Source organism: Wolbachia endosymbiont (group B) of Aricia artaxerxes (assembly GCF_964026975.1).
Taxonomy (GTDB): Bacteria; Pseudomonadota; Alphaproteobacteria; order Rickettsiales; family Anaplasmataceae; genus Wolbachia.
Genome location: NZ_OZ034718.1, coordinates 1,148,320 through 1,159,947, shown reverse-complemented (window position 1 = coordinate 1,159,947; position 11,628 = coordinate 1,148,320). Strand labels below are relative to the sequence as shown.

The window sequence follows — 11,628 nt, the reverse complement described above, 5'->3', positions numbered from 1 at the left end:
TAAATTGTGTGAAAATTTTTATAGATTTTAAGTAGAAATACACATGTTCGTAAGCACAGAATTTGCTTTTTCTATTGCTCTTGCTAACATTTCTTGTTCATTGTGCTGATTTTTCACGTTGATTACCTGAGCTGCCAAATTTGCAGGGAAAGTGACCAAACTAACTTCCCATAGCTCCACTTGTTTTAACACTCGAGCTCCGCTTTCATGATCAACATCATACTCTATTGGTATATAGCCAATCGAAAGCCCGTTAATAGTTCCAGTTTTGAGCATTAAATATGCTTCCTCTGCTTTTTGAATACCAAAAAGCAAATGTGCAGTTATATATAGGCCAATATCATTTTCGCAAATATCCGTAATATTACCTATAGGCTCGCTCGGATTGTGCTGCCAAAGAAGTTTTATCTGACTTTTATTTAAGTTATTCTTAAATGCTCCTGGTAATATCAGATCATTTTGCTTATCAACTATATTAAAAACGCTCGCATAGCCAGAAAATACTCCGTTTTCTTCTATGCTTTTTATTGATAATGGTGAATAGAGAAATTTCTTATTCATAAGTCCTCCTTGTAAATTATGGTATTGGGTTTGCCAGCGCTCTGAGCCAGCTTAAAATGTTGTATAGATTGTTTTCCTATATCTCAGGATGAGTATAAGGCACTACAATATAATTCTATTGTATGCAGTGCTTTGAAAATGTGGAAGTACTTTTTTAGTTATAAAATTTGTCATTTTATATACATAAGGGTAGGGTTTGTTGCACATTGGGTTGTTCAACAGCAGCGTTTTCCAGATTTGTAGAAACAGCTTCGTTTGTAGCTTTTCCTAGAAGGAAGCCAAATCCCAATGAAACAGCGGCTATAAAACCATTCATTAATGACTCTGTCCATGTTTCTCCCTCGTATTCTTGATAGATTTTAGAATATATCATTATTGGCTTCATTCGGGTTTAAATTTCTTCCCAACTCTTCTGATGTTTTCTCCCCAGCATCTTGGGATTTTGTTGATGAACTTTTCTGTAAGTTTTCTAATTCTTGTGCGTCCATCAACACCTCACTATTAAAGCTTAAGTACAAATTATACAGCACTATAATTGTTTAGTCAAGGTAAATACTAGTATATTAAGTAAATATTTACTATATTAATATGATTGCTTAAATTCACAACTAATTGTTTGGGGGAATAAAAAGATTGTGTTTTGTAGGTGATTTTCGTAGCGGAAGGTATTACCCCAGTTTTACAACACCCGGGGTAACGATAAAGAAGGAAGTAGGGAAAGTTATTTATAATAGTTTGAAGCTATTACAAGTTTATATGCTCTGTCCTTGAATATTTGTTTGTTCAATAGTAGTACTTTCCAAATTTGTGGAGATAGTAGCAAACATCCTTCTCGCTAAAGCCGTTGACAATGCAGCACCAATTCCAGCTCCAGTTGCAGCTATAAAACCAGGGCCTAATAATTCCATATTTGTTTCAGTGCTGCTGCTAGTTATATTGTTAATTAACATCATCGCGCCTGCTCCTAAAGCTGCTACTAACCCAATCCTTGACGGTTTACTTGTTGCATCAAGAGAATATTGTACTACTTCTCTAAGCTCTGAATTACTGTTTTTTAACGCTACTGCTATTGATGCTGGTAACATGACCATTATTGGCATGGATAATAGTCCTCCAAGTGTTGCACCAATAATTTCACTCACTTTTGATTTTCCAAGATTAACTCCTAGATTAACTCCTAAGGCTGTTATACCTAATACTCCAATTGAGGTGATAATCCTTACATTTCTCTCTTCCATTTCTCTCACATGCGCCTCATATTGTATTGTAGCTTCTGCTACCGCTAACCCAATACTATTTGGTTGCTGTGGAATCTGATTTACTCGCCCTAACTCTTGTGAAGTTTTCCCTCCAATACTTTTGACGGCATCTTCTAAGTCTAATAACGATCTGTTATTTAACCTTACGTTATCTTGACTATCACAAAAGACAATGTAGTCTAAAATTGTCATTCTCAGATTATTCATTTCTATATCATCATTAATATGATCTTTTAATATACTTATAATCTCTAATGCTCGCTCCTTCATATCTCTTTCTTCTTCTGCACTAGCTGGTGCAAGTATGAGAAAAATTATTCTAAGCAACTCTAGTTGTAAGTTTTTTAAATCCATAATAATTATCATTAATATTGAGTTAAATAATATAGTACTATAATTACTTAATTAAGATTTATATTAATATATTAAGAAATAAGCACTAAAAAATGATATCCTTAGTCGTAAAATACAAAAAGAGCGGAGCACCCAGTGCCACAACACTGGATGGCTTTGTTGCATAGCTAGTGTTGGTTGAGGTTATTGTAAGAAGAAAAGCTTTTTAATATATGGCTACTAACGAATTTTGTTGTAAAATAGGCATTTTTCAAACAAGTACAACTTATGCCACAAAAAATGAGAGTAAGTAACCAAAGAGAATATAACGAGTTTCTCAAAAAAAGAGGAAATGTTTTTCATTTTGTTAATCAAGCCATAGAAAATTGGTATGAAAATAGTCCAAAAGTTGCAGGTGGCAATAACACTTATAGTGATAAAGTTGTAATTTTAATACACATAATAGTTCATCTTTTTAGAATTGGCTTGAGACAAGCTGTAGGTTTTGTAAAAGGTTATATGGTACAAATAGGCAAAAAACTTAAGATTATCAGCTATACACAAGCTTCCAGAAGATTTAAAAAGCTTAATTTGAAGATTGATGACCATAGAAGCAATAAAGATGATCTGGAAAATGTTGAAATTGCCGTAGATAGCACTAGAGTTAGTATCTACAATAATAACGGTGGGCATAGTAAGCTTAATATTCGAAAAAGAAAATACAGTGGTTATGGTCAAGTAAGAAAATTACATGTTGTTTTAAACATAAATGATAAGAAAGCAATAAGCATGAACTACACTAGTGGTGTTGCTGTAGACTATTTGCCGGTCTGCGATATGTTAGAAGAAGTCAGTGATAAATATAACATTTGTTCTATTCGAGCAGATGCGGCTTATGATATAAAAAGTGTGTATAAAGAATGCAGAAAATACAATATTGTGCCTATTATTCGCCCTAGGAAGGATACTAAAATTTGTTTAGCTGACTACTTATCAGAAAGAAACAAGTATATTAGTAGAATTAGGTCATATGAGAATTATGAAGATGGTATTAATGAATGGAAGAAAAAAGTTAAGTATGGAGCACGGTCTTATATTGAAGTCTTTTTCTATAGGTTGAAGCAAATATTTGGGTTTGGCTTGAAAAATAAATCAGAGGTAAATCGTGAAAAAGAGCTGTTAATTAAGTGCTACTTATTGAACAAATTTACTGATATAGGTATGGCTGAATTTAAATTAGCTGCGTAAATTCACTGTGATTTACATGCCTATCAGTGCTATGCAACAAAGCCACACTGGATAACGATAAAGAAGGAAGTAGAGAAAGTTATATGTAATAGTTTAAAACTATTACAAGTTTATATGCTCTGTCCTTGAATATTTGTTTGTTCAATAGTAGTACTTTCCAAATTTTGTAAAGATTCAAATTCTTCTTGCATATCCAGTATGTCTTCTATTACTTGCTGATCTTCATCTCTTTCTTCTAATTGAAATGCTGCTGCTTCTTGAGGTGCTTCTAGCAGTTTTTTTAATATTTCTGTGCGCAGTTTCTCTGTTATTGATTTCCACTGTAGCATTACTAGCATTTCATTTTGCAGCACTGACATTTTCTGTAGTGTTTTCACTTTTTCTGACAGTCCTTTATTTTCTTTTTGCAATGCTTCTATTTTTCTTTGCTGATACTGATTATCTGAATTTGTCATTGGTAATCCATGCATAACCTACTCCAAGTTAAAATTTAGACATTATTAATTAAGTGATACAGTTTCTTTAGTCAATCAATATATTATAACATTAGGATTAACAACTAAAAGAATAGAATGAAATATCAGGCAATATTCCGTATAATTAAACTTTTAAGATGGAAAAATGACAATTCGTGTAGGAATTAATGGTCTTGGTAGAATAGGCAGAAGTGTATTGCGTGCTATTTTTGAAGTAGAAAACTATAGCGAGCAAATAGAAGTTGTGGCGGTAAATGGGTCGCTCAGTGCTGAGCAGCATGCACATTTGATTAAATATGACTCTGTTCATGGCAAATTTAACGGCGATATTGATTTTAACGAGTCTGAAAATTGGCTATCTATAAATGGCAGGAAATTTTCTTTATATAGAGAACGTAGCCCTGAAAATATTCCTTGGAATGTTGATGTAGTGCTTGAATGCACTGGTGCATTCAACAAGCGTGCGGAAGCAGCAAAGCATAATGCAGAGAGAGTAATTGTCTCTGCTCCAGTTTCAGATGCTGATGTAACTGTAGTTTACGGCGTAAATAACGATATGCTAAAAAAGGAGCATAAAGTGATCTCAGCAGGTTCTTGTACTACAAACTGTCTGGCTCCGATTGTACACGTTTTACACTCCAATTTAGGTATAAAAAGCGGTTTTATGACCACTATACATGCCTATACGAATGATCAAAATATTCTTGATGGCAACCATAGAGACTTACGTAGGGCAAGAGCTTGTGGCCTTTCTATGGTGCCAACTACAACTGGAGCAGCAAAAACAATTGGTTCTGTCATTCCTCAGTTAAAGGGTAAGCTAGATGGTACTGCTATTAGAGTTCCGGTTAGCAACGTTTCTATGGTTGATTTTAAATTTACGACTGATAAGAAGGTAACAGCTGGAGAAATAAATGAAATGTTTAAGAATTCAGCAAATCATGTGCTTTCCGTATGTAACGAGCCTTTAGTTTCAATAGACTTTGTCCATAACCCTTATAGTGCAATTGTGGATTTAGCTGGTACATATGTCACAGGTGATATCTGTAGAGTTGCAGCGTGGTACGATAATGAATGGGCTTTTTCACTGAGAATGTTAGATATAGCTTTATTGTAAAGTATGAACGAAAACTCACAAAAATATGCTTCATTTTATGAGCACTTTGCGGAACTTAGAAAAAGGGTTATTTTTTGCTTTCTATTTTTTTGTGTTACCTTCGGGTTTTGTTACTACTTTAAAGAAAATATATACCGCTTTTTACTTGCACCTTTAATAGAAGTTACAAAAGATAGCAATGATTTTTCTCTAATCTATACAGACTTAACAGAAGCGTTTTTTGTATATCTCAGGGTTGCAATAATGAGTGCACTGTTGTTTTCTTTTCCTGTGTTTGCATGGCAATTCTATATGTTTCTAGCACCTGGCTTATATAAAAGAGAAAGGGCGGTGTTATTGCCATACTTAATTGCAACACCGGTTTTGTTTGTAACGGGAGCCGCTGTAGTTTACTACTACATATTTCCCTTAGCCTGGAAATTTTTTATTGCTTTTGAACATAGCGGTAAATCTTTCGGTATACCAATAGAGTTTATGCCATCAGTTAGTGAATATTTAGACCTTGTTCTTCAATTCGCGTTCGCTTTTGGTACTGCATTTCAAATTCCAGTCATACTAACCTTAATGGTGAGAGTAGGGCTAATCACTGCACAAAGTTTGTCAAATAAACGGAGAATTGCGATAGTGGTAATTTTCATTATTGCTGCAATCTTAACTCCACCTGATGTACTAAGCCAAGTAGGGCTTGCAATTCCAATGTTGGTATTATATGAGCTGTCTATTCTGATATGTAGATATATTGAGAAGAAAGCAAAGGATTGAATCAAGAATATTATTTATAAACAAAGAATGAGCACCAGAGCACTTTTTCTTGAACATTGAAATGGGATTATGTAAACTGCCCTTATTGATTTTTTAGTAGACGCCAAGTGAATTAAAATATTACGAGGTGTGTTATGATAATAGTTGTTGGTGGTCAAAAAGGTGGTACTGGTAAAACGACCATAGCCACAAATATAGCGGTGATGCGTGCTAGGGAAGGTAGAAATGTCCTTCTCTATGATCTTGACCCATTAATGCTAGCTACCTTGTGGGCATCCCAGCGAGACAAGGACAAAAGTTTACCGAAAATTAACAGTATTCACAAGGTGTTAGGCCAAATTAACATTGGTGTAGTAATCAGAAATGAGCTACAAGCTTTACAGTCCAAATATCAAGATATTATTGTTGACGCAAGAAGAGTAGATGAAACTTTAAGGGCTGCCTTATCATTAGCTAATCTAGCTATATTTCCGATTCTTCCATCTGCAGCTGATATGTTGACGTTTAACACTCTGAGCAACTTAGTTAACGGTGCTCAAAGTTGTAACAAAAACTTTCAAGCAAGAATCCTACTTAATCAAATGAATACTAATCCAGTTGTAACCAAAAAAGGAATTGAGAAATGTGATGCTTTTTTAAGCTGTTTTGACAACTTAACAAGGTTCGATAGTTTTTTGAGTCAGCGAATTGCAATTGAAGATGCCTATGGCGAAGGTATGGCAATTGTTGAATCAGCAGACTTAAAAGCAATTAGGGAAATTGAATCTGTTTATGAGGAAGCCTTATCTACTGTTAGAAAATCAGAGCCAGCACAGTCAGTGTTAAGGTTGCCACCTAGTTTACATCAAAAATTGAGGGAAATAGCCTTTATAACAAAAGATACAGTTTCTAACATTGGATTCAGGGCTTTAACGGAATACATTAAAACTTTAGAGAAATAAGAAACCAATCAAAATGAAGAAGAGAGGTTTGTTTCCTTGATTGTCTTTCAACTATTTTTCTGAAGTTGGAGGTTCGATAGGTTGCTGTGTAAAAGATTAGGAAGTAGTTTTGTTAGTGTTGAAAATTATAGCTCTTTTCCTAATAGTCGGAACATGATGGAATAGGTAAAGTAGTGAGGAGATGTGAATGCCAGCAGCATATAGTTATGATTTAAGGAAAAAAGCATTGGATGTAGGGGAAAGTAGAGCATTTGTAGCCAAGAGGTTTAAAGTTAACATTCTATGAATGGCAAAAAGGTGCAAGAAAATAGGCGATTTTAAATCAAAATGTAGATCCAATAGAGCGTGATTGATATCTTGCTAGTAATAGTGTAACAGCTTTTATTAAGATATTTTTTGCCATATGGCAGCAATAACAAAGTTAGAAAATTGATGGCTGAATATGTTGGCATTGATAAACAGTATATTATGCTTCAAGCAATATTTACTTTAGTAGCTTCTACAACTTTTTTTAGTATATTGGTGCTATGTACCAACAGCAGTATTTGCACTTGCTACGTGTTTCTTTGTTAAAAATGATGTACATGCTGCATTTTCTGCAAAAGAACTTTCTCCTGAGTTTGCCGAAATTATTACTGAAAAAGTAGTAAATAATGTTGAGCTCAATGCAGAAGACAACTCTCAATCGAGAAGCTACTTGTATGAGACTGTGTTATATAGCGAAACTAGATTTCACTTTTACACACCTAGATAAGGGGTAAAAGCAGATACTAGAATGACGAAATCGTTATTCTGCTACGCATTATCGCCGTATAACTATAGCTATATATGAACTAAAAAAGTAATATTCACTAGATCTTAATATTTTAGATCTATATTTCAATAAAATATTACAATTAGTATGAATGATCCATTTAAAAGTGAGGATTATAAAAAAAATCTCGATTCTCTGATCAAAGCTATAAAGCTAGGGAATTCAGAGAAACAATATGGTAAAACAGTAACAGATTTATCTCATGCTTTAGAGGGTTTTACAGATAAGGCAGAAGATGTAGCTAAACTTGTTATACGTGATGACTTGAATAATTGTGTAAAGAAGGCAAATAAAAAGCCATTAATTCTTAGGATATTCAATAGAATATTAGGAAGAGATGTTTCGATTAGGAATATAAGTAATTTTATAAAAGATAAATTGCCTCCTTCAACTGCTAGAACAGCAATCGAATATACAGATGTTATTCAAAAAATTTCAGATTTAGAGCGAATAGAAAGAAGTCAAGATAAATATAGGTCATATGGAATAAATTTAGAAAATAGACAGCAAAAGAAAAATCTCTTATATGAGCGAGAAGATTCAGGTTATGGAGGTTCATTAAACGAAGATCCTGAGTGGCTTTGTTGCATAGCTAGTGTTGGTTGAGGTTATTGTAAGAAGAAAAGCTTTTTAATATATGGCTACTAACGAATTTTGTTGTAAAATAGGCATTTTTCAAACAAGTACAACTTATGCCACAAAAAATGAGAGTAAGTAACCAAAGAGAATATAACGAGTTTCTCAAAAAAAGAGGAAATGTTTTTCATTTTGTTAATCAAGCCATAGAAAATTGGTATGAAAATAGTCCAAAAGTTGCAGGTGGCAATAACACTTATAGTGATAAAGTTGTAATTTTAATACACATAATAGTTCATCTTTTTAGAATTGGCTTGAGACAAGCTGTAGGTTTTGTAAAAGGTTATATGGTACAAATAGGCAAAAAACTTAAGATTATCAGCTATACACAAGCTTCCAGAAGATTTAAAAAGCTTAATTTGAAGATTGATGACCATAGAAGCAATAAAGATGATCTGGAAAATGTTGAAATTGCCGTAGATAGCACTAGAGTTAGTATCTACAATAATAACGGTGGGCATAGTAAGCTTAATATTCGAAAAAGAAAATACAGTGGTTATGGTCAAGTAAGAAAATTACATGTTGTTTTAAACATAAATGATAAGAAAGCAATAAGCATGAACTACACTAGTGGTGTTGCTGTAGACTATTTGCCGGTCTGCGATATGTTAGAAGAAGTCAGTGATAAATATAACATTTGTTCTATTCGAGCAGATGCGGCTTATGATATAAAAAGTGTGTATAAAGAATGCAGAAAATACAATATTGTGCCTATTATTCGCCCTAGGAAGGATACTAAAATTTGTTTAGCTGACTACTTATCAGAAAGAAACAAGTATATTAGTAGAATTAGGTCATATGAGAATTATGAAGATGGTATTAATGAATGGAAGAAAAAAGTTAAGTATGGAGCACGGTCTTATATTGAAGTCTTTTTCTATAGGTTGAAGCAAATATTTGGGTTTGGCTTGAAAAATAAATCAGAGGTAAATCGTGAAAAAGAGCTGTTAATTAAGTGCTACTTATTGAACAAATTTACTGATATAGGTATGGCTGAATTTAAATTAGCTGCGTAAATTCACTGTGATTTACATGCCTATCAGTGCTATGCAACAAAGCCATCCTGAGTATGAAGAAATATCAAATTATCAAGAGGAAAAGAGCAAATCTTTAACAAAAGATTTGCGTAATCTACAATCAATTAAAGAGGAGCCGATTTATGCAACAATTCCTAAAGAACATATAGAAGCAAAAAGAGAAAATAGGAAGAAACAACAACTTCAATCTCTTGCACCACCAAAACCACCAAGAGTACCACCAGTACCAGAGAAAATGTTTACTATCAATCAAAAAATTAGACAAGAACCGAAAAAAGATAAACCTGCAGTACCACCAAAGCCTAAAGATTTAGGCGAAAAAGTAAGCACAGAGCAAAAAATAGTAGTGGAAAAATCAGCTGAGAGTAACCCTACACTACCACTAAAATCTGAAAATCAAGATGGTAAAGAATCAGCAAAAAAAGCTGATGGACCAAAAGTACTAGTAGTTGCTATGAAAAAAGAAGTGACTCGCGAGAGTAGTAAAGTAAAGGCATTAAAAGAAAGATTTGAGCGAAATCAAGTAAAGAACGTGTTGCCTGCTGAAAACAAAACTGCTTCAGTAACACAAACGGATATCAGTGTGAAGAGAAAACAATCTCGTTCATTTCCAGTAGGGAATAAAAAATCTTCGATCAACCATCTTGCCAGCAAAAATTTACCTTCCACGAATGTAAGTGTAAAAGAAATGGTTAAAAAATTTGAAGGGAGAAAAGGTGAAAGATAGTAATATTTGGGTATTTCCCTACTCATGAAAATTAGCTCTTATCATAACATTTTCACAGCCATAAGAGGAAGTTTTTATAAGATTGGGGCTAAAGAAAACTTGCATGTAAATGTATCAAGGTATAAAATTATAAATATTAAGAATGAATAGGTTAGTTATGAATCTTGTAACAAAATCCGCTATCGATTTTACTGCTTCGGCTGTTCTTGCTAGTGGAAAAATAGTTGATGATTTCTGTTTAAGTAAACATATAAAGGATAAGTATGCTGTCCTTTTTTTCTATCCACTTGATTTTACTTTTGTCTGTCCAACTGAGTTGATATCATTTAGCAACAAAATAGAAGATTTTTCAAAACGTGATGTTGAAGTGATAGGAATAAGTATAGATTCAAAATTTTCACACTATAAATGGCGAAACACTCCAGTTAATGATGGTGGTATTGGAGAGGTTAGCTACAATTTAGTGTCTGATATCAAAAAGTCTATATCAAGAGACTATGGGGTCTTATATGATGACTCAATTGCACTAAGAGCAACTTTTGTTATTGATGATAAATTTGTTGTACGTCATCAATCGATAAATGATTTTCCTTTAGGGCGTAATATCGATGAATTCATTAGAATCATTGATGCAATAAAACATAATGAAGAGCATGGTGAAGTATGTCCAGCAGGGTGGAAAAAAGGCAAGCCTGCGATGCAGGCAAGCGATGAAGGAGTGGCTGATTATCTAAACTCACACAGTGCAGAATTATAAATTGAGTACAAAAGTTCTTATTATTGGATCTGGAGCAGCGGGTTATGCTGCTGCTATATATGCAGCACGTGCAAATTTAGAGCCAATTGTAGTAACAGGAATGCAACCTGGTGGTCAGCTTACAATTACTACGGATGTTGAAAACTATCCAGGTTTTATTTCTATACAAGGTCCAGAACTCATGGAACAAAAGAGGTTGCATGCAGAGAAGGCGGGAGCAAGAATAATAGACGATGAGATAAAAAGTGTAGAACAACTTGAGGATTCTAATGAGTATAGATTTAGATCTTGTGGTAATGCTAGTGACTACTATTCGAATGCAATTATAATCGCAGCTGGTGCGCAAGCGAAGTGGCTTGGCCTGGAGAGTGAAAAGAAATTTCAAGGTTACGGAGTTTCGGCATGCGCAACTTGTGATGGTGCATTTTTTAGAAATAAAGTTGTAGCTGTGGTTGGTGGTGGAAATACTGCTGTTGAAGAAGCAATATTTTTAACTCGATTTGCTAAGGAAGTTATACTGATACACAGGCGTGATAACTTAAGAGCAGAGAAAGTAATGCAAGACAGGCTCTTTAAAAATGATAAGATAAAGGTAATATGGAATCATACCGTAGAACAGGTTCTTGGAGAAGAAAATCCAAAAAAAGTTACTGGCATTACAATTAAATCGACGAAAACCAATACAGTTCAGGAATTAAAAGTGGATGGAGTGTTCATTGCAATTGGGCATGCGCCAAATACAGGTATTTTTAAGGGCTTTGTTGAAATGGATCAGCAAGGTTATATAATTACGAAACCTGGAACAACTCTAACCAGTAGGGCAGGGGTGTTTGCCGCTGGCGATGTTCAAGATAAGGTATATCGCCAGGCAGTAGTTGCAGCAGGTACAGGGTGCATGGCTGCACTTGATGCAGAAAAATTTTTGGAATCATAATTAGTTCTAAAATTTTTAACTAAATT

The 11,628-nt window shown here is 33.9% G+C and carries 14 protein-coding genes and 1 pseudogene; 10 read left to right on the top strand and 5 right to left on the bottom strand.

Features of this window, described 5'->3' with window-relative positions; translation table 11 throughout:
* Window positions 1–27: 27 nt before the first annotated feature.
* From AAGE00_RS05235 to AAGE00_RS05220, 4 genes are all read right to left on the bottom strand, one after another.
* A complete protein-coding gene (locus AAGE00_RS05235; RefSeq protein WP_007302694.1) occupies window positions 28–561 on the bottom strand; it encodes an HK97 family phage prohead protease in 534 nt (177 codons plus the stop codon).
* A gap of 175 nt (window positions 562–736) precedes the next feature.
* A complete protein-coding gene (locus AAGE00_RS05230; RefSeq protein ID WP_012481750.1) occupies window positions 737–946 on the bottom strand; it encodes a hypothetical protein in 210 nt (69 codons plus the stop codon).
* Entirely contained in the window at window positions 921–1,049 is a 129-nt protein-coding gene (locus tag AAGE00_RS05225; protein ID WP_019078577.1) for a hypothetical protein, read from the bottom strand. Before AAGE00_RS05225 ends, AAGE00_RS05230 begins: the two co-directional genes overlap by 26 nt.
* Window positions 1,050–1,313: 264 nt before the next feature.
* Window positions 1,314–2,174, bottom strand: coding sequence for a hypothetical protein (locus tag AAGE00_RS05220; RefSeq protein WP_213863723.1), 861 nt, complete (start codon window positions 2,172–2,174; stop codon window positions 1,314–1,316).
* A gap of 267 nt (window positions 2,175–2,441) precedes the next feature.
* Here AAGE00_RS05220 and AAGE00_RS05215 point away from each other — a divergent pair, with 267 nt between their 5' ends.
* Window positions 2,442–3,401: an IS5 family transposase gene (locus tag AAGE00_RS05215; RefSeq protein WP_341815149.1), complete on the top strand. Its 960-nt coding sequence runs from the start codon at window positions 2,442–2,444 to the stop codon at window positions 3,399–3,401.
* 110 nt (window positions 3,402–3,511) lie between these two features.
* On the opposite strand, the gene AAGE00_RS05210 is transcribed toward AAGE00_RS05215, so the two are convergent.
* The gene (locus AAGE00_RS05210; RefSeq protein WP_019236364.1) at window positions 3,512–3,871 is read right to left on the bottom strand and encodes a hypothetical protein; all 360 of its coding nucleotides are present in this window, start codon (window positions 3,869–3,871) and stop codon (window positions 3,512–3,514) included.
* Window positions 3,872–4,022: 151 nt separating this feature from the next.
* Between AAGE00_RS05210 and gap the strand changes: the two genes are divergently transcribed.
* The 9 genes and pseudogenes from gap (at window position 4,023) to trxB (ending at window position 11,602) form a co-directional block, all read left to right on the top strand.
* Window positions 4,023–4,994, top strand: coding sequence for a type I glyceraldehyde-3-phosphate dehydrogenase (gene gap / locus AAGE00_RS05205; protein ID WP_019236363.1), 972 nt, complete (start codon window positions 4,023–4,025; stop codon window positions 4,992–4,994).
* Window positions 4,995–4,997: 3 nt separating this feature from the next.
* On the top strand, window positions 4,998–5,756 hold the full coding sequence (gene tatC, locus AAGE00_RS05200; RefSeq protein ID WP_007302699.1) for a twin-arginine translocase subunit TatC: 759 nt from the start codon (window positions 4,998–5,000) through the stop codon (window positions 5,754–5,756).
* A gap of 134 nt (window positions 5,757–5,890) precedes the next feature.
* Complete coding sequence (locus AAGE00_RS05195) at window positions 5,891–6,697, top strand: AAA family ATPase (protein WP_213863722.1); 807 nt, start codon at window positions 5,891–5,893, stop codon at window positions 6,695–6,697.
* Window positions 6,698–6,884: 187 nt separating this feature from the next.
* Window positions 6,885–7,037 (top strand): annotated as a pseudogene (locus AAGE00_RS07970) (IS630 family transposase); the annotation flags it as partial.
* 561 nt (window positions 7,038–7,598) lie between these two features.
* The gene (locus AAGE00_RS05185; protein WP_341815184.1) at window positions 7,599–8,117 is read left to right on the top strand and encodes a hypothetical protein; all 519 of its coding nucleotides are present in this window, start codon (window positions 7,599–7,601) and stop codon (window positions 8,115–8,117) included.
* A gap of 86 nt (window positions 8,118–8,203) precedes the next feature.
* Window positions 8,204–9,163 carry an IS5 family transposase gene (locus tag AAGE00_RS05180; RefSeq protein WP_341815149.1) on the top strand — a complete coding sequence of 320 codons (960 nt, stop codon included), beginning with the start codon at window positions 8,204–8,206 and terminating at the stop codon, window positions 9,161–9,163.
* A gap of 31 nt (window positions 9,164–9,194) precedes the next feature.
* Window positions 9,195–9,911 (top strand): hypothetical protein, encoded by a 717-nt coding sequence (locus AAGE00_RS05175; RefSeq protein ID WP_341815183.1) that lies wholly within the window; start codon window positions 9,195–9,197, stop codon window positions 9,909–9,911.
* Window positions 9,912–10,068: 157 nt separating this feature from the next.
* Window positions 10,069–10,668 carry a peroxiredoxin gene (locus tag AAGE00_RS05170; RefSeq protein WP_007302702.1) on the top strand — a complete coding sequence of 200 codons (600 nt, stop codon included), beginning with the start codon at window positions 10,069–10,071 and terminating at the stop codon, window positions 10,666–10,668.
* Complete coding sequence (gene trxB / locus AAGE00_RS05165) at window positions 10,655–11,602, top strand: thioredoxin-disulfide reductase (protein ID WP_213863721.1); 948 nt, start codon at window positions 10,655–10,657, stop codon at window positions 11,600–11,602. The genes AAGE00_RS05170 and trxB overlap by 14 nt, the downstream gene beginning before the upstream one ends.
* The last annotated feature ends 26 nt before the right edge of the window (window positions 11,603–11,628 follow it).

Bases quoted from the DNA above. Each gene is read 5' to 3' on its own strand.
- AAGE00_RS05170 (WP_007302702.1), top strand. From the start codon at position 10,069: ATGAATCTTGTAACAAAATCCGCTATCGATTTTACTGCTTCGGCTGTT.
- AAGE00_RS05180 (WP_341815149.1), top strand. From the start codon at position 8,204: ATGCCACAAAAAATGAGAGTAAGTAACCAAAGAGAATATAACGAGTTT.
- AAGE00_RS05220 (WP_213863723.1), bottom strand. From the start codon at position 2,174: ATGGATTTAAAAAACTTACAACTAGAGTTGCTTAGAATAATTTTTCTC.
- gap (WP_019236363.1), top strand. From the start codon at position 4,023: ATGACAATTCGTGTAGGAATTAATGGTCTTGGTAGAATAGGCAGAAGT.
- AAGE00_RS05230 (WP_012481750.1), bottom strand. From the start codon at position 946: ATGAAGCCAATAATGATATATTCTAAAATCTATCAAGAATACGAGGGA.
- tatC (WP_007302699.1), top strand. From the start codon at position 4,998: ATGAACGAAAACTCACAAAAATATGCTTCATTTTATGAGCACTTTGCG.
- AAGE00_RS05185 (WP_341815184.1), top strand. From the start codon at position 7,599: ATGAATGATCCATTTAAAAGTGAGGATTATAAAAAAAATCTCGATTCT.
- AAGE00_RS05225 (WP_019078577.1), bottom strand. From the start codon at position 1,049: ATGGACGCACAAGAATTAGAAAACTTACAGAAAAGTTCATCAACAAAA.
- AAGE00_RS05210 (WP_019236364.1), bottom strand. From the start codon at position 3,871: ATGCATGGATTACCAATGACAAATTCAGATAATCAGTATCAGCAAAGA.
- AAGE00_RS05235 (WP_007302694.1), bottom strand. From the start codon at position 561: ATGAATAAGAAATTTCTCTATTCACCATTATCAATAAAAAGCATAGAA.
- AAGE00_RS05215 (WP_341815149.1), top strand. From the start codon at position 2,442: ATGCCACAAAAAATGAGAGTAAGTAACCAAAGAGAATATAACGAGTTT.
- AAGE00_RS05195 (WP_213863722.1), top strand. From the start codon at position 5,891: ATGATAATAGTTGTTGGTGGTCAAAAAGGTGGTACTGGTAAAACGACC.
- AAGE00_RS05175 (WP_341815183.1), top strand. From the start codon at position 9,195: ATGCAACAAAGCCATCCTGAGTATGAAGAAATATCAAATTATCAAGAG.